The sequence below is a fragment of the Streptococcus sanguinis genome (assembly GCF_026781265.1).
Taxonomy (GTDB): Bacteria; Bacillota; Bacilli; order Lactobacillales; family Streptococcaceae; genus Streptococcus; species Streptococcus sanguinis_T.
Genome location: NZ_JAKUVC010000002.1, coordinates 914,468 through 929,748, shown reverse-complemented (window position 1 = coordinate 929,748; position 15,281 = coordinate 914,468). Strand labels below are relative to the sequence as shown.

The 15,281-nt window shown below is 49.4% G+C and carries 18 protein-coding genes; all 18 read left to right on the top strand.

Annotated features, from left to right (window positions below; translation table 11 throughout):
* Window positions 1-8 precede the first annotated feature (8 nt).
* The 18 genes from cobA to MK370_RS05090 all read left to right on the top strand — a co-directional run bounded on the left by cobA (window position 9) and on the right by MK370_RS05090 (window position 15,272).
* Complete coding sequence (cobA, locus tag MK370_RS05175; protein ID WP_268684424.1) at window positions 9-1,448, top strand: uroporphyrinogen-III C-methyltransferase; 1,440 nt, start codon at window positions 9-11, stop codon at window positions 1,446-1,448.
* 13 nt (window positions 1,449-1,461) lie between these two features.
* Window positions 1,462-2,229: a sirohydrochlorin cobaltochelatase gene (locus MK370_RS05170; protein ID WP_126435886.1), complete on the top strand. Its 768-nt coding sequence runs from the start codon at window positions 1,462-1,464 to the stop codon at window positions 2,227-2,229.
* 9 nt (window positions 2,230-2,238) lie between these two features.
* Entirely contained in the window at window positions 2,239-2,940 is a 702-nt protein-coding gene (locus tag MK370_RS05165) for a cobalt-factor II C(20)-methyltransferase (RefSeq protein WP_002901133.1), read from the top strand.
* 69 nt (window positions 2,941-3,009) lie between these two features.
* Window positions 3,010-3,744: an energy-coupling factor ABC transporter permease gene (locus MK370_RS05160; protein ID WP_002898257.1), complete on the top strand. Its 735-nt coding sequence runs from the start codon at window positions 3,010-3,012 to the stop codon at window positions 3,742-3,744.
* On the top strand, window positions 3,741-4,046 hold the full coding sequence (locus MK370_RS05155) for an energy-coupling factor ABC transporter substrate-binding protein (protein ID WP_002917642.1): 306 nt from the start codon (window positions 3,741-3,743) through the stop codon (window positions 4,044-4,046). The genes MK370_RS05160 and MK370_RS05155 overlap by 4 nt, the downstream gene beginning before the upstream one ends.
* A gap of 117 nt (window positions 4,047-4,163) precedes the next feature.
* The gene (locus MK370_RS05150) at window positions 4,164-4,838 is read left to right on the top strand and encodes a CbiQ family ECF transporter T component (RefSeq protein WP_268684423.1); all 675 of its coding nucleotides are present in this window, start codon (window positions 4,164-4,166) and stop codon (window positions 4,836-4,838) included.
* A gap of 62 nt (window positions 4,839-4,900) precedes the next feature.
* On the top strand, window positions 4,901-5,716 hold the full coding sequence (locus MK370_RS05145) for an energy-coupling factor ABC transporter ATP-binding protein (RefSeq protein ID WP_125407455.1): 816 nt from the start codon (window positions 4,901-4,903) through the stop codon (window positions 5,714-5,716).
* Window positions 5,701-7,200, top strand: coding sequence for a cobyric acid synthase (locus tag MK370_RS05140; protein ID WP_268684422.1), 1,500 nt, complete (start codon window positions 5,701-5,703; stop codon window positions 7,198-7,200). The genes MK370_RS05145 and MK370_RS05140 overlap by 16 nt, the downstream gene beginning before the upstream one ends.
* Window positions 7,197-7,772 (top strand): cob(I)yrinic acid a,c-diamide adenosyltransferase, encoded by a 576-nt coding sequence (locus tag MK370_RS05135; RefSeq protein ID WP_002898252.1) that lies wholly within the window; start codon window positions 7,197-7,199, stop codon window positions 7,770-7,772. Before MK370_RS05140 ends, MK370_RS05135 begins: the two co-directional genes overlap by 4 nt.
* An 11-nt stretch (window positions 7,773-7,783) precedes the next feature.
* Complete coding sequence (locus tag MK370_RS05130) at window positions 7,784-8,215, top strand: precorrin-2 dehydrogenase/sirohydrochlorin ferrochelatase family protein (protein ID WP_002903866.1); 432 nt, start codon at window positions 7,784-7,786, stop codon at window positions 8,213-8,215.
* A gap of 15 nt (window positions 8,216-8,230) precedes the next feature.
* A complete protein-coding gene (hemA, locus tag MK370_RS05125; protein ID WP_125340426.1) occupies window positions 8,231-9,484 on the top strand; it encodes a glutamyl-tRNA reductase in 1,254 nt (417 codons plus the stop codon).
* Window positions 9,471-10,391 carry a hydroxymethylbilane synthase gene (gene hemC, locus MK370_RS05120; protein WP_149566127.1) on the top strand — a complete coding sequence of 307 codons (921 nt, stop codon included), beginning with the start codon at window positions 9,471-9,473 and terminating at the stop codon, window positions 10,389-10,391. Before hemA ends, hemC begins: the two co-directional genes overlap by 14 nt.
* Window positions 10,376-11,101, top strand: a complete 726-nt coding sequence (locus MK370_RS05115) for a uroporphyrinogen-III synthase (RefSeq protein ID WP_268684421.1) — start codon at window positions 10,376-10,378, stop codon at window positions 11,099-11,101. Before hemC ends, MK370_RS05115 begins: the two co-directional genes overlap by 16 nt.
* Window positions 11,088-12,059 carry a porphobilinogen synthase gene (hemB, locus tag MK370_RS05110; protein WP_268684420.1) on the top strand — a complete coding sequence of 324 codons (972 nt, stop codon included), beginning with the start codon at window positions 11,088-11,090 and terminating at the stop codon, window positions 12,057-12,059. The genes MK370_RS05115 and hemB overlap by 14 nt, the downstream gene beginning before the upstream one ends.
* Window positions 12,060-12,102: 43 nt before the next feature.
* Window positions 12,103-13,401, top strand: coding sequence for a glutamate-1-semialdehyde 2,1-aminomutase (hemL, locus tag MK370_RS05105; RefSeq protein WP_268684419.1), 1,299 nt, complete (start codon window positions 12,103-12,105; stop codon window positions 13,399-13,401).
* Window positions 13,394-13,978, top strand: a complete 585-nt coding sequence (gene cobU / locus MK370_RS05100) for a bifunctional adenosylcobinamide kinase/adenosylcobinamide-phosphate guanylyltransferase (protein ID WP_268684418.1) — start codon at window positions 13,394-13,396, stop codon at window positions 13,976-13,978. The genes hemL and cobU overlap by 8 nt, the downstream gene beginning before the upstream one ends.
* The gene (gene cobS / locus MK370_RS05095; RefSeq protein WP_268684417.1) at window positions 13,975-14,703 is read left to right on the top strand and encodes an adenosylcobinamide-GDP ribazoletransferase; all 729 of its coding nucleotides are present in this window, start codon (window positions 13,975-13,977) and stop codon (window positions 14,701-14,703) included. The genes cobU and cobS overlap by 4 nt, the downstream gene beginning before the upstream one ends.
* Complete coding sequence (locus tag MK370_RS05090) at window positions 14,700-15,272, top strand: histidine phosphatase family protein (RefSeq protein WP_268684416.1); 573 nt, start codon at window positions 14,700-14,702, stop codon at window positions 15,270-15,272. Before cobS ends, MK370_RS05090 begins: the two co-directional genes overlap by 4 nt.
* The last annotated feature ends 9 nt before the right edge of the window (window positions 15,273-15,281 follow it).

The following is a 15,281-nucleotide window of genomic DNA, read 5'->3' as shown; positions in this document are numbered from 1 at the left end:
GAGAAAAAATGTCCGGTTTAGTAACATTACTGGGAGCAGGTCCAGGCGATGCGGAGTTGTTGACCCTCAAAGGCAAGAGACGGCTTCAAGAAGCAGATGTCTTGGTCTTTGACCGTTTAGTCAATCAAGAGCTCTTTCAGCATCTAAAGTCTGACTGCGAAAAGATAGATGTCGGCAAAAAGCCAGGCCAGCCCTGCATCCGACAGGAAGAGATTGAAAAGATTCTTATCGAAAAAGCCCGTCAAGGTAAACGAGTAGTCCGCCTCAAGAGCGGTGATCCCTATATCTTTGGCCGAGGCGGAGAAGAAGGAGTCAAGCTGGTGGAAGCCGGTGTGGACTTTGAAGTGGTGCCAGGCATCACCTCTGCTGTGGCTGGTCTGACCTATGCAGGGATTCCTATGACTTATCGGGATGTAGCGACTAGCTTCCATGTCTTTACAGCCCATCTCAAGGATGAGACAGAAATGCTCAACTGGGAAGCCATTTCTGAGCTCAAAGGAACCTTGGTCTTCCTCATGGGCATGAAAAATCTGCCTTCCATCGTCCAAGAGCTAACGGCTAGAGGCTATGGCAAGGACAAGCCAGCCGCCATCGTTGAATGGGGAACCCATCCTCAGCAGCGTTCAGTGGATGGAACCTTGGGTAACATAGTAGAACTAGCAGAAGCTGAGGACTTTAAGGCGCCGAGTGTCATCGTGGTAGGTGATGTCGTGGCCTATAGACAGCAGCTGAATTTCCATGAGAATCTGCCGCTTTTCGGTCGGAAAATCTTCATCCAGCAGTCAGAGACTGGCAGGCTTCCTCGCTTGCTCAGGGATGCTGGGGCTGCACTGACCACTTTCCCTGCTCGAGATTTGGTTGAAGAGCTAGAATTGCAGCTGCCGGACTTGGAGCAGGTAGATGGTCTCCTCTTTGCAGATATGCAGAGCTGGCCGCTCTTCTTGAAAGCCCTCCGCAAGGCAGGCAAAGACTTGCGCAGTCTGCCGCACATTCGCTTTGCGGCTGTTGGTCATCATACGGCTAAGTCTATCGAAGCGAGCGGGATTATGCTGGATCGGATGACGCCACAGCAGTCGGATGCGGATTTTGCAGCTGCTCTGGAAAAAGAAGGCGGCAACTGGTATATTCTGACAGCTGAGCATAAGAAAGCCAGTCTGGCAGAACTCTATTCGCTGCCGATTATTGCTAGTCACAGGCTGGCCTTTGACAGTCAGATTAGCAGTGACAATTGGTCAGAGATGGAAGTTGTCTGTCTTCCGAACTCTGCTGCGGCCATGAACTTTGTAGCGGCTAGTCAAGAAGCTGGATTTGACTGGACAGATGTTCCTATTGTTGTCATGGGTGCCAGCACGCGGGCTGTTTTAGAGGAAGCAGGCTTTAGCGAGATTGTTGAGACAGATGAAGCGACGATTGCTTCCATCCTTGATAAATGTCGGGAAATTCTCTGAAAGGAGGTGAATCATGAGTAAAGCTATAGTAGTTGTCAGTTTCGGAACAACCTATCCCGAGACCAGACGCAAAACAATCGAGGCTTGTGAGCAGGCTATTCAGGAACATTTTCCAGACTATCCGGTCCACCGAGCTTTTACTTCCAATGTCGTTAGACGGCGGATTAAGAAGCAGGAAGGGCTAGATATTCCTACGGTCAAAGAGGTGTTAGAGCAGCTCTTGGAAGCGGGCACTGAAGAGGTCTATATCCAGCCTCTCCATGTCATTTTGGGCAGCGAGTATGAAAAGATTCTTGCCCAAGCCAAAGAGTTTGAATCAGCTTTTAAAAAACTAGTCGTTGCCAAGCCTCTGCTCAACAGTCAGGAAGACTATGAGGCTGTCAAGGATATTCTGCTGGAACGGTATGGCCATAAAGGTCATGATGCAGCAACCGTTCTGATGGGGCATGGCAGTCAGCATTATGCCTTTACAGCTTATGCGGCCTTGGATCATATGATGAAGGGAAACTCAGTCTATATCGGATGTGTAGAAAGCTATCCTCCGGTTGAGCTGATTGAGCAGGAACTGAAGAAAGAAGGTGTCCGAGAAGTTCATCTAGCACCCTTCATGCTGGTAGCAGGCGACCATGCGACCAATGATATGAGCTCAGATGAGGAAGGTTCTTGGTATCACTTCTTCAAGGAGCGGGGATATGAGGTCAAGGCCCATCTGGTCGGTCTGGGAGAATATCCTAAGGTTCAGCAGCTCTACATCCAGCACTTAGAAGAAATCATCGAATAGGAGGAAGGCATGGCAAAATTTTACGGAATTGGTGTGGGACCGGGTGATAGCGAGCTAGTGACTATCAAGGCCAGTCGGCTTTTGGAAGACTTAGATATTCTCTATACACCTGAGGCTAAGAAAGGGAGTAAAAGCTTTGCATTAGGCATTGCAGAGCCCTACCTGAAAGAGCATCTGGAAATCAAGCAGCGGCATTTCCCTATGGTCCGTTCCAATTCGACCAAAGAAGTCCAGTGGCAGGCCATCTCTGCTGAAATCGCAGAGGATGTCAAGTCTGGCAAGAATGTCGGCTTTATCACACTGGGTGACCCCATGGTCTATAGTACTTACAGCTATCTGCTGGCCCTGCTGGAAAAGGAAATCGACTGTCAGACCATCCCTGGTATCACCTCTTTCTGTAGCATGGCTTCTGAGCTAGGTCAGCCTCTGACCATGGATGAGGAGTCTCTGGCGGTCATGCCGGCTACGGCTTCAGCTGAGAAGATCGAGGCGGCGCTTGAGCTGCATGACTCGATTGTGCTGATGAAGGTGGCCAATCACCTAGATACTGTCCTGCCTCTGCTAGAAAAGCTAGGTCTCTTGCAGCAGACTTTTATGGTTAGCAATTCTTCGACGGATAAGCAGCAGACCCTGCTGGGCCTCGAGGGAATCACACCAGAAACCAAGCTGCCTTATTTTACTACCTTCCTCGTGAAAAAGAAGATTTTTTAATATCAGAACCCATGTTCATGGATAAACATTCATCCTTTTGAGCTTAGGTTCTTAGTAAAGGAAAAAAATATGAAACTATTGAAAAATAAAAAAGTAACTTTTGTGGCCTTGTTGGCTATTTTGGCGGTACTGAGTACCCAGTCTGTGTCAGCTATGCATATCATGGAAGGCTATCTTCCACTCTTTTGGTGTATCTTCTGGTTCGCCGTATTCCTGCCTTTCTTTGTGGTCGGCTTGATGCGCATCAAGAAAATCGTTGCAGAGGATCCAAATTCCAAGACCATGCTAGCCTTGTCCGGTGCCTTTATCTTTATCCTGTCTTCTTTGAAGATTCCGTCTGTTACAGGATCTAGCTCGCATCCGACTGGGGTTGGTCTGGGGACAGCTATGTTTGGTCCGTCCGTTATCAGCGTTTTGGGAACCATCTGTTTGCTCTTCCAAGCCCTCCTCTTGGCTCACGGCGGCTTGACTACTCTGGGTGCCAATGCATTCTCAATGGCAGTAGTTGGTCCATTTGTTGGTTATTTCGTTTATAAGTTTGCTAAATCCATCAAGCTGTCTACACCGGTATCTATCTTTATCTGTGCTGTGATTGCTGACTTGGCCACTTATGCGACAACTTCTATCCAGCTCGGTTTAGTCTTCCCAGATGCTAACAGCGGTTTTGTTGGTTCTGCATTGAAATTCATGGGTGTCTTCTTGACCACTCAAATCCCGATTGCTATCGTAGAAGGATTGCTGACAGTTGTCCTCTATAACTTGATCTCAGAAAATATCAAAGAAAGAGCAGGTCTGTTCAAATGAAAAAATATAAGAATATCATCTTAATCTTGGCTGCAGTAGCAGTCACTCTAGCTGCCTTTATCTTTGCCCCTAAGGGTGTGGAATACAGTGGAACAGATGACGCTGCTGAAAAAACCATTAGCACTATCCAAAAAGACTACGAGCCTTGGTTTTCACCGATTTTTGAGCCAGCAGGTCCGGAAGTAGAGAGTCTGCTCTTTACCCTGCAAGGCAGTATCGGAGCGGGGATCATCTTCTATGTCATTGGCTACCACAAAGGGAAAAAACAAGGCCAACAAAAGGAAGTTTCTGAACATAAATAAAAGCCTTCAACAGTAAGAGCGAGCTCTGGTTCTTGATAGCGATTCAGCTTGTCTGGGACCGGAGTTGCTCTGTGCTGGGAGGTATTGCAAAACATAGCTAGAAAGGAGAGCTACCTCATGTTTGCGATTGATAAATACGCCTATCAAAACCGGTTGAAAAATCTGCCGGTTGCTTATAAATTTGTCATCTATGTACTCTTGTTAGCTGTCAGTTTTTCTGGTGTCAGGAGTCTGCAGCTAGGGCTCATTGTCTTGGTGGCGCCTCTGACTTGCTATCTAGCTCGGCTTCCGTGGTTGCGCTATCTAAAGTGGTATCTGCACGCCAGTATTTTTATTCTGATTAGTCTCTTGACCTTTATCTTGACCTATCAGAATAATCAGGAACAGCTCTTGCTGGCCTTGCCTTTAGGTCAGGGTTATCTGGGCATCAGTCAATCCTCTGTTCAACAGACCATTTTTATCCTTTTGCGCATCTATTCATCCTTGGTTTCGACTTATTTCTTTGTCCTGACAGTGCCTTTTGCGCAGATGCTGCGGCTTTTTAAAGCCATGCACGTCCCGCGGGTACTGCTAGACTTGATTGTCCTCATGTATCGCTTCATTTTCCTGGTCTTCTATGAGTTTGTGACCATTCGGGATACCTTGGACTTAAAATTCTCCTTTTACAATAAAAGGAAGCAACACCAGGCTTGGGGTAGATTAGCCAATACTCTCTTTGTCAAACTGCTGGATGATAATCAGCAGTTAAATGAGGTGCTGACGCTAAGATTTGATGCAGAGCACAGTGAATAATGAAAGCGCATTTACAAGAAGACTGCTTTTATACTATAATGGAAAGTAGATAGGAAACTCAGATGTTACAAGTGAAGAATATTTCTTTTGCGTATGACGAAAATCCAACGCTGCACGATATTTCTATGGACTTCGAAGAAGGCCGGATTACCGGCATTCTAGGAGTTAACGGCTCAGGTAAGTCTACCATCATGAAAATTATCACCCGCCTGCTCAAACCGCAGAAGGGCAGCATTTTATATGATGGTCAGCCTGTGGGCGACTCTAAGAAGGCCTTGTTTCAGTATCGGCAGCATGTCAATATGGTCTTTCAGAATCCAGAGCAGCAGCTCTTTTATACCATTGTGAAGGACGATATTGGTATGGCCTTGGAAAACTTAGGCTATGAAGAAGACGAGATAGCAAGCAGAGTCGCGACGGCTTTAGAGATGATGGACATTTCCCATCTGCAGGACAGACCCTTGCAGTATTTGAGCTACGGCCAGAAAAAGCGGGTGGCTATTGCTGGCATGCTGGCCCTACAGCCCAAGTATCTGCTGCTGGATGAGCCTACGGCAGGACTGGATCCAAAAGGGCGGGACCAGATGGCAGCGACCATGAAAAAGCTGGTCCAGGCTGGAACCAACATTATCGTATCTAGCCATGACATGGATCTGATGTATGATTGCTGTGACTATGCCTATCTGCTGCAGAAGGGGCATTTGATAGCGGAGGGCAGCAAGTTTGATTTCTTCCAGCAGGGAGATCTGCTAGTAGAGGCAGGCTTGGCTGTACCTTGGATTGTCAAACTTCATCAGACTATCCAGACGCCGCTGGCAGAAAATGAAGCTGCTTTCTTTGAGCAGCTAGGAGGAAATGGAACATGGTCAAATCATTGATGGTACAGGGGACTGCCTCAGATGCTGGAAAAAGCATTATTGCGGCGGGCCTCTGTCGGATTTTTAAGCAGGATGGCCTAGAAGTGGTGCCTTTTAAGTCGCAGAATATGGCGCTTAATTCCTTTATTACCAAAAAAGGAGATGAAATGGGCCGGGCTCAGGTTGTTCAGGCTGAGGCAGCTGGTAAAGAGCCGGATGTCCGCATGAATCCAGTTCTGCTCAAGCCCACGTCTGACCGCAAGTCCCAGGTTGTCTTTTTAGGTCGGGTGCTGCGGGATATGGATGCTGTCGAATACCATGAATACAAGCAGCAGCTTCTGCCTAAGATTAAGGAAGTCTATGAGGAGTTAGGTGCTGAGAATGATATCATCGTCATTGAGGGCGCTGGCAGTCCAGCTGAAATCAATCTCAATGACCGAGACATTGTCAATATGGGCATGGCCAAGCTAGTTGATGCGCCAGTGATTTTAGTGGCGGATATTGATAAGGGAGGCGTCTTCGCCTCTATCTACGGAACGATTGAGCTCATGCCACCTGAGGATCGCAAGCGAATCAAGGGTGTTATTATCAATAAATTCCGTGGCGATGTGGCCCTGCTGCAGTCCGGTATTGATATGATTGAGGAGCTGACCCAGGTGCCGGTTATCGGAGTCGTGCCTTATGCCCAGCTGGATATTGACAGCGAAGACAGTGTGGCATTGGTGCAGAAGAGCCGGCGCTTTGATAGCAGAAAGAGTCTGGATATCGCAGTTGTCAGCCTCAAGCGCCTGTCCAACTTTACGGATTTTCACAGTCTGGAAATCCAGCCGGATGTTTCTGTCCGCTATGTCCAGCCTGGTGATGCGATTGGTCGACCGGACCTCTTGATTCTGCCGGGCAGTAAAAACACCATTGAAGACATGAACTATCTGCGCGACTCTGGTCTTGAAGCCGAGATTCTCGAGTGTCTGGAGCAGGGCGTGCGAATCTTTGGAATCTGCGGTGGCTATCAGCTGCTGGGGCAGAAGATTAGCGATCCGCTGCACCTTGAGTCCGATTTAGAAGAGACTAGAGGTCTGGGAATTTTAGAGACAGAGACGGTGCTTCAGCCGGTCAAGAGGACGACGCAGGTCAGAGCCCTGCATGAGGGGCAAGAACTAGAAGGCTACGAGATTCACATGGGGGAAACCCAGCTGGCGGATAGCCTTGAGCCATTTTCCATCATCAAGGAACAAAATGGTGAGGCGACCGAGCGTCTGGATGGAGCAGTGGGTTATGGCGGTCAGGTGCAAGGAACCTACCTTCATGGGGTCTTTGACAATCTAGAATGGACTCGCCAGTACCTGAATGAACTTCGTCTGGCTAAGGGCTTAGAACCGCTAGAGGACCAGCTTGTCAGTATCAAAGACTTTAAAGACAGAGAGTATGATAAGTTGGCAGACGTCCTGCGCAAGTCTTTGGACATGGAGCAGATTTATCAAATCATCAACAGAGAAGAGAAATGAGAATTTATACGAAATACGGAGACAAGGGCTTTACACGGCTCTACGGTGGGGACCGAGTATCCAAGACCCATATTCGGGTCGAAGCTTATGGAACGATGGATGAGTTATGCTCTCATCTAGGCTATGTCGTATCTGAGATGCGCGACTATCCTATCTTGGATGACCTGCGTTTGGAATGCGAGGAAATCCAGCAGCACCTCTTTGACTGTGGCAGCGACTTGGCTACGCCGCGGGAGTTACGCCCCTACAAGCAAGAGCCAGCCAATGTCAGCTGGCTGGAGGAGCGGATGGACGAGTATATGCATATTCCTCCGAAAATCGACCGCTTTATCATCCCGGGCGGCCATCGGATTGCGAGTCTCCTGCATGTGGCCCGCACCATGACCAGACGCTTAGAGCGACGCATGGTAGCTGTTATAGAGGCAGAAGAAGCGGTCAATGAGATAGGCTTGATCTATATCAACCGTCTGTCGGATTACTTTTTTGTGCTGGCTCGATTGGTCAATGACCGCCTAGAGGAGCCAGATACAGTCTACAAACGCAGCGCGAAAATCTTTCGGGAAAAGAAATAGGAGAAGCTAGCATGTATCCAGTCATGATTAATATCAGAGAGAAGAAAGTCGTGGTAGTGGGAGGCGGCAAGGTCGCAGCGCGGAAGATTAAGACCCTGCTGGCTGAGCAGGCTGCTGTGACAGTGGTCAGTCCGACTCTGCATGCTGACATTCCGCAGGCGGAGGTCCAATGGCTAGCTAGACCCTACCAGACAGGTGATTTGGAAGGCGCGAAACTGGTCTTTGCCTGTACAGATCAGGCGGAGGTCAACCGCCAGATTATGGAGGATGCGGCACCCAGTCAGCTGGTAAACAATACGGGCGATAAGACCTTTTCTGACTTCTACAATGTAGCCATTGCGAGAAAGAAGGACGTATCTGTTATGATTTCGACCAACGGCCTCTCGCCCAGCCGTTCCAAGGAGATTCGCAAGAAGATAGAAGCAATTTTAGACCAACTTTAAAAGAAGGAAAGAAGCATGCACCTATTATATGTGGGTTTGACCCATCGGGAAACGCCGCTGACAATTTTGGAAAAAGCCCATTTTTCAGATCAGGAGGGGCTCAAAGCTCTGAAGCTCCTGAAAAGAGAAAAAAGTATCTTGGAAAATATCATCTTGTCCACCTGCAATCGGACCGAGCTCTATCTGGTGGTGGACCAGCTGCACACTGGCCGCTACTATTCCAAGCATTTTTTGGCGGACTGGTTTCAGATTCCTGTCAAGGAGCTAGAAGAATATTTAGTCTTTCGTGAGGGGGATGAGGCCTTGCGGCATCTGCTGCGGGTCTCTATCGGATTGGAATCCAAGATTGTCGGTGAAAGTCAGGTCTTGGGCCAGCTCAAGCAGGCTTTCCTGACAGCGCAAGATGCTGGTACGACTGGAATTGTCCTCAATCAGGCTTTCAAGCAGGCGCTGACCTTTGCCAAGCGCATGCATGATACTTATCGAATCAATGACCGGCCCATTTCTATCGGTCTGACCGCCATCCAAGAATTGGACCGAATGGGGCTGGATTACAGCACTAAAAAGGTAGCTCTTATCGGTCTGGGAGAGATTGGTCAGTTGGTGACTAAGTATGCTCTGCAGCGGCCATTCGAATCAGTCATGCTGCTCAATCGGACAGTCAGCAAGGCCCAGCCTTTTCTGACAGAGGACAGGGTATCTGCCCATGGCTGGGATGAGTTGGAGGCAGTGCTGGCGGATGCGGATGTGGTCTTTTCAGCTGTTAAAACGGAAGAATATATTATCTTTCCCTCCATGCTTAAGGCGGATGCGGTCGTGTTTGACCTCTGTCTGCCTCGTTCCTGCCATCCAGGCTCATCTCTGAAGCTCTATAATATCGAAAATCTGACCAATCAACTGGAGCAATACAAAGCGGAACGGCAGGAGATTGCCGGTCGGATTGCTTTGGAGATTGATGAGGAGCTGGTCAAGTTTGCTGACTGGCGTCAGCAACTGGGCATTATTCCTCTGATTCAGGAAATCAGGGATAAGGCTTTGGAAGCTCAAGCTTCGGCCATGGAAAGCCTTAATCGTAAGTTTCCGGATTTGACCGAGCGGGAGCAAAAGCAGATTTCCAAGCACATGAAGAGTATTATCAACCAAGTCTTGAAGGAGCCAATCTTGCAGCTCAAAGAGCTGTCAGTCGGAGAGCATTCAGACTATGACATTGCCTTGATTGCCAAGATATTTGGCTTGCACAGAGAAAGGGGAAAAGATGAAGGTCATTAAGGTAGGAACCCGCAAGAGTAAGCTGGCTATGACCCAGACCCAGCAGTTAGTCGACCAGCTCAAGAAGCTCCATCCAGAGCGGGATTTTGTCCTCGTTCCCTATACCACAAAAGGAGATCGATTGACCCATGTCAGCCTCCAGGAAATTGGCGGCAAGGGAGTCTTTGTCAAGGAAATCGAGCGAGCCCTCTTGGCTGGTGAGATTGATATGGCAGTCCACAGTCTCAAGGACATGCCCGCTAAACTAGCTGAGGGCTGTGCACTCGGTGCGATTAGCCAGCGAGAAGATGTTCGAGATTGCTTGATTTTCCGTCAAGCTGGCCAGACATTGGCTGACCTGCCTAAGGGCGCTCTTATAGGAACCAGCAGCATTCGCCGACAGGTTCAGCTGCAGGCTCAGAGGCCGGATTTGACGTTCAAGCCACTGCGAGGCAATATTGATACACGCATCAAGAAGCTGGAAGAAGGTGAATACGATGCGATTGTCTTGGCTATGGCTGGACTTAAACGTTTGGGCTGGCTGGACCAAAGCCATCTTCACATTCAGCCTTTAGAGACCAGTCTTTGCCTGCCGGCTATTTCTCAGGGAGCTTTGGCAGTGGAATGCCGGGAAGAGGATGAGGAACTGCGGAGTCTCTTGGCAACTGTTCAGGATGAGAAGACAGCAGCTGAAGTGGAAGTTGAGAGGGCAGTTTTGGCTCAGATGAATGCAGACTGTACTTTCCCTATCGCTGCTTTTGCCCAGAAAAACGGTCAGGACTACCAGCTAGAGGCCATGCTGGCCAAGGAGGACGGCCAATGTGTCTTTGTCATCCTTCAAGGGCAGGATGGCCAGCAATTGGCAGAGCAGGCTGTGCGCCAATTAGCCGATAAGGGAGCAGTAGGAATGCCATGGTTAAAAAAATAATCTTTACCAGAGAGCAGGCGCCAGACTCTACTTGGCTAGAAAAGATCAGACAGGCTGGATTTGAGACGCATCATGTTCCTCTCATTCGCTGTCAGTCTTTACCTTTGCCAGAAGCAGTCCAAGCAATTCTGTCAGAAGCCGACTGGGTCTTTTTTACCAGTGCTGTCGCAGTAGAGGCTTTCAGTCCTTATCTGAAAGCGGACTACCAGATTGCGACCATTGGACCTCAGACCAGTCAGGCACTGGATAAGCTAGGCCGAGCTTGTGATTTTGAGTCTAGCAGCCACTATGGTCTTGACTTTATTCAGGAGTGGTTGGATTTGGCTTTGCCAACGCAGAAGATCTTGCTGCCCCAGAGCAGCTTATCCAATCCCAGTCTGGCTGAGAAATTAAAAGAAGAAGGCCATGAGGTCTGGGCTTGGCCTATGTACGAAACGACCTCAAATCCTGCTGGTCAGGACCAGCTCGAGACCTATCTGTCCCAGAAGGATGTGATTTGGACCTTTGCCAGTCCGTCGGCTTGGCAGAGTTTTTGTGCTATTAAGCCCCATCTAGCGACCAGCCATCAGATTGCAGTCATTGGCCAGACAACGGCTCAGGCAGTCAAGGAGTCCGGCTATGGGGTAGACTACCAGCCCCAGAGTCCTTCTGTTGAGGAAATGGTAAAGGAAATAATCAAGAAAGAAGAGAAGAAGCATGGAATTTTATAGACATCGCAGACTGAGGAGAAGCAGCGGTCTGCGGCAGTTGGTTCGAGAAACCAAGCTGTCTGTGGATGACTTTATCCAGCCCTTATTTATCAAGGAAGGTCTAACTGAAAAGCAAGAGGTAGCTTCTATGCCGGGAGTTTATCAGTTCTCACTCGAGGATTTGCTGCCAGAAGTGCAGGAATGTGTGGACTTGGGCATTCGGGCTTTTATCGTCTTTGGCATTCCGTCAGAAAAGGACGAAAGAGGCAGTCAGGCTTCAGCTGAAAACGGCATTGTCCAGGAAGCTATCCGTCTGATCAAGAAGCATTTCCCTGAGACGGTCGTCATTGCAGACACCTGTCTCTGTGAGTTTACCAGTCACGGCCATTGCGGTATTTTGCGAGGGGAGGAAGTGGACAATGATCTGTCTCTGACTAGACTGACAGAAGTTGCTGTCAGCCAAGCCAGGGCTGGAGCAGATGTCATTGCGCCTTCCAATGCCATGGACGGTTTTGTGGCGGCTATTCGTCAGGGGCTTGATGCGGCGAGCTTTGAAGATATTCCTATCATGTCCTATGCGATTAAGTTTGCCTCTAGCTTTTATGGGCCTTTCCGTGATGCAGGCGAGAGTGCTCCGGCCTTTGGCGACCGCAAGACCTATCAGATGGATCCGGCCAATCGCTTGGAGGCTCTAAGAGAAGCCAAGAGCGATGAGGAGCAGGGAGCAGACTTTCTCATGGTTAAGCCAGCTCTGGCCTTTCTGGATATCCTCAGAGAGCTGCGCCAGGAAACTAGGCTGCCTCTGGTGACCTATAATGTCAGTGGAGAATACGCCATGGTCAAGGCAGCAGCTCAGCAGGGTTGGATCAATGAAAAAGCTATAGTCATGGAAACCTTGACCAGTATGAAGCGGGCTGGAGCAGACTTGATTATCACTTATTTTGCCAAGGATGCGGCCGGCTATCTGAGAGAAGGATAGAGACTGCGGAAAATCAGCAGTTTTCTAGATAAGGAGGACCAACTTGAAGAGAGAACATTCCAACCAATATTTCACAGAGGCTCAAAAGCTCTTTCCAGGCGGGGTCAACAGTCCTGTCAGGGCTTTTAAGGCTGTGGGCGGCCATCCGCTTTTTATCGAAAAAGCCAGCGGAGCCTATCTGCATGATGTCGATGGCAACCGCTATATTGACTACGTCCTGTCTTGGGGACCTATGATTTTGGGGCATGCTCCTAAGGATGTTTTGCCGGCAGTTGAGGAAGCTATTTGGGAGGGGACCAGTTTTGGCGCTCCGAGTCCCAGAGAGATTGCCCTCGGCCAGCTGGTGCAGGAGCGTCTGCCTTTCATGGAAAGAATGCGGATGGTCAATTCAGGAACGGAAGCGACCATGAGCGCCATTCGGGTAGCGCGTGGAGTGACCAAGCGCTCTAAAATTGTCAAATTTATCGGCTGCTATCACGGTCACAGCGATTCCTTTTTGGTTCAGGCTGGTTCAGGCTTGGCCAGCTTTGGGATTGCTGATTCTGCCGGAGTCATTGCTCAGGTAGCTGGGGAAACTCTGGCCTTGCCTTACAATGATACAGATGCTCTCAAGGCTTGCTTTGAAAAGTACGGAGATGACATTGCCTGTGTCATTTTAGAAGCAGTTGCGGGCAATATGGGCTTGATTCCAGCGGATGCGGACTTTATCAGTACTATTCGCTCCCTCACTCAGGAATACGGCTCTCTCTTCATCGTGGACGAGGTCATGAGTGGTTTCCGAGCTCATTATCTGGGGGCAGTCGGCCTCTATCAGACAGAGCCAGATCTGGTCTGTTTGGGCAAGGTTATCGGTGGCGGCTTCCCAGTCGCAGCCTTTGGCGGCAAGGCCGTCTATATGGATCAGGTAGCGCCTCTAGGCAGCATCTATCAGGCTGGTACCCTGTCGGGCAATCCAGTTGCCATGACGGCTGGTTATGAAACACTGAAACAGCTGACACCTGAGCTCTTTGCTGAAATTGAAGAGAAAACAAACTATCTCTGTGATGGTTTGCGAAATCTAGCCGATAAGTACAGCATTAATCTGCAAGTCGTGTCAAAAGGTACAATGTTTGGCTTCTTCTTTAGTCAGAAGCCAGTTCGTAACTTTGAGGATTCTAAGGCGGCTGACCATGCTCAGTTTGCTAGACTACACAGTCTCTTGTTGGAGCAGGGCATTTATCTGGCGCCATCTCAGTATGAAACCAATTTTATGTCCAGTGCCCATACTAGAGAGGACCTAGACCAGACCTTGGCGGCCTTTGAGCAGGCATTTCAAGCAATGAAAGAAGAAGCAAATGGCTAAGATTGTATTAGTGACAGGCGGCGCTAGAAGTGGCAAGTCAGCCTTTGCGGAGGAGCGACTAGCGGTCCAAGAGCGAGTTTGCTATATTGCGACCGGCCTGCCCCGAGGAGAAGATCCAGAATGGCAGGAGCGGATTCGGCTGCACCAAGAACGCCGGCCGGCTTCCTGGACGACTCAGGAACAGTATGCAGGGCTAGCCGACTGGCTTCGAGAGCAGTCGCATCCAGTTTACCTGCTGGACTGTGCCACCCTTCTAACCAGCAATCGCCTCTTTGATTTGATTGCCCAGCATTTTCCAGACAAGCTAGAGCTGACCGAGGAACACTTTCTCAGTCGGCAGGAGCAGGCTTTCCTGCTGCAGCTGCTGGAAGAGGAGTGGCAGGAGATCTTATCTGTACTTCGTCAGACAGATGCTGAGTGCTGGATTGTTACAGATGAGGTTGGTCTGGGGATTGTCCCAGAGACCAGACTGGGTCGCTTCTTCCGTGATGTCCAAGGCAAGATCAACCAACTGATTGCAAAGGAGGCGAGTGAGGCTTATCTAGTCATATGCGGCCTCGCTCAGCAGTTGAAATGATAAAGGCATTGATTATCTATACCCAATTTTTTAGCCGGATTGTGATTCCAAAGGCAGTGGATATTTCCTATTTGCGACGGGGACTTCCTTTTCTGACCCTCTTTGGCCTCTTGCTGGGTTTGATTTCAGGTGGATTTTATTTCCTGACGAGCCTAGTCTTACCAGGGATGGTCGCTTGGGTTCTGGTCCTTGCTTTCGATGTTCTGCTGACGGGTGGTTTTCATTTAGACGCCCTGGCGGATACGGCAGACGGTCTCTTCTCCTCGCGGAAGAAGGAGCGGATGCTAGAGATTATGAAGGACAGTCGGATTGGTAGTAATGGCGTACTGGCGCTTATTCTCTACTATGCTCTGATGCTGGTTCTCTACCCTTATCTGCCAGATCCTCGCTGGTTTATCGTGGCTAGTCTGACCATGATTGGCAAGGCTGGTCTGAGCCTACAGCTTTACCGGATGACCTATGCTAGAGAAGGCGGTGGCTCGGGGAATTTCTTTAGTGGCAGCAAGACTAGTCATATCCTGCTTGCCCAGCTTTTGCCTTTGCTCCTGTCTCTGCTGGTTTTCAGCTGGAGAGGTCTCTTGGCTTACGGCTTGGTATTTCTGGGAGCAATTGGCTATCGCCGGTTCGTTTATAATAAAATTGATGGCCACACAGGCGATACGCTGGGAGCCTATGTCGAAATTGCCCAGCTCCTCTATCTCTTAGGATTGGTGGTGCTAGGATGAAAAGATGGTATCTGATGCGGCATGGTCAGACAGACTACAACCGCAGGCGCTGTTTCTACGGCAGCCATGATGTCTCTATCAACGGACAAGGCCAAAAAGATGCCAAGCAGCTGGCGCTACTGATGCAGGAGCACCCAGTTGATGTGATTTACACCAGTTGTCTCAAACGGACGCAGGAAACAGCCCAGCTGGCTTTTCCAGACAGGCAAGTTCAGCCCATAGCCGACTTTGACGAGCGGGGCTTTGGACAATGGGAAGGCTTGACAGCTGATGAGATTGAAGCGGCTTTTCCAGAAGTCTGGCAGACTTGGCTAGAGGCCCCCTTTGAGGTCACGCCTCCTAAGGCAGAAGTTTTTGCTGACTTTCAGACCCGAGTCTGGGCAGCAACGGACCGCCTGCTAGATAGTACTGAGGAATCAATAGCTCTAGTCGCTCATTTGGGAGTGCTACGCTTGATTTACCAACATTTGGTTGACCCAAAGGCAGTTTTTTGGAACATTGATGTCCCCCAAGGACGAGTGCTGCTCTTGGAAGAGCGCGACCAGACTTGGCAGGCGACCTTACTCTAATACTTAATG

Excerpts from the sequence above, each read along its gene's own strand:
- cobA (WP_268684424.1), top strand. The coding sequence starts at position 9 with ATGTCCGGTTTAGTAACATTACTGGGAGCAGGTCCAGGCGATGCGGAG.
- MK370_RS05170 (WP_126435886.1), top strand. The coding sequence starts at position 1,462 with ATGAGTAAAGCTATAGTAGTTGTCAGTTTCGGAACAACCTATCCCGAG.
- MK370_RS05165 (WP_002901133.1), top strand. The coding sequence starts at position 2,239 with ATGGCAAAATTTTACGGAATTGGTGTGGGACCGGGTGATAGCGAGCTA.
- MK370_RS05160 (WP_002898257.1), top strand. The coding sequence starts at position 3,010 with ATGAAACTATTGAAAAATAAAAAAGTAACTTTTGTGGCCTTGTTGGCT.
- MK370_RS05155 (WP_002917642.1), top strand. The coding sequence starts at position 3,741 with ATGAAAAAATATAAGAATATCATCTTAATCTTGGCTGCAGTAGCAGTC.
- MK370_RS05150 (WP_268684423.1), top strand. The coding sequence starts at position 4,164 with ATGTTTGCGATTGATAAATACGCCTATCAAAACCGGTTGAAAAATCTG.
- MK370_RS05145 (WP_125407455.1), top strand. The coding sequence starts at position 4,901 with ATGTTACAAGTGAAGAATATTTCTTTTGCGTATGACGAAAATCCAACG.
- MK370_RS05140 (WP_268684422.1), top strand. The coding sequence starts at position 5,701 with ATGGTCAAATCATTGATGGTACAGGGGACTGCCTCAGATGCTGGAAAA.
- MK370_RS05135 (WP_002898252.1), top strand. The coding sequence starts at position 7,197 with ATGAGAATTTATACGAAATACGGAGACAAGGGCTTTACACGGCTCTAC.
- MK370_RS05130 (WP_002903866.1), top strand. The coding sequence starts at position 7,784 with ATGTATCCAGTCATGATTAATATCAGAGAGAAGAAAGTCGTGGTAGTG.
- hemA (WP_125340426.1), top strand. The coding sequence starts at position 8,231 with ATGCACCTATTATATGTGGGTTTGACCCATCGGGAAACGCCGCTGACA.
- hemC (WP_149566127.1), top strand. The coding sequence starts at position 9,471 with ATGAAGGTCATTAAGGTAGGAACCCGCAAGAGTAAGCTGGCTATGACC.
- MK370_RS05115 (WP_268684421.1), top strand. The coding sequence starts at position 10,376 with ATGGTTAAAAAAATAATCTTTACCAGAGAGCAGGCGCCAGACTCTACT.
- hemB (WP_268684420.1), top strand. The coding sequence starts at position 11,088 with ATGGAATTTTATAGACATCGCAGACTGAGGAGAAGCAGCGGTCTGCGG.
- cobU (WP_268684418.1), top strand. The coding sequence starts at position 13,394 with ATGGCTAAGATTGTATTAGTGACAGGCGGCGCTAGAAGTGGCAAGTCA.
- cobS (WP_268684417.1), top strand. The coding sequence starts at position 13,975 with ATGATAAAGGCATTGATTATCTATACCCAATTTTTTAGCCGGATTGTG.
- MK370_RS05090 (WP_268684416.1), top strand. The coding sequence starts at position 14,700 with ATGAAAAGATGGTATCTGATGCGGCATGGTCAGACAGACTACAACCGC.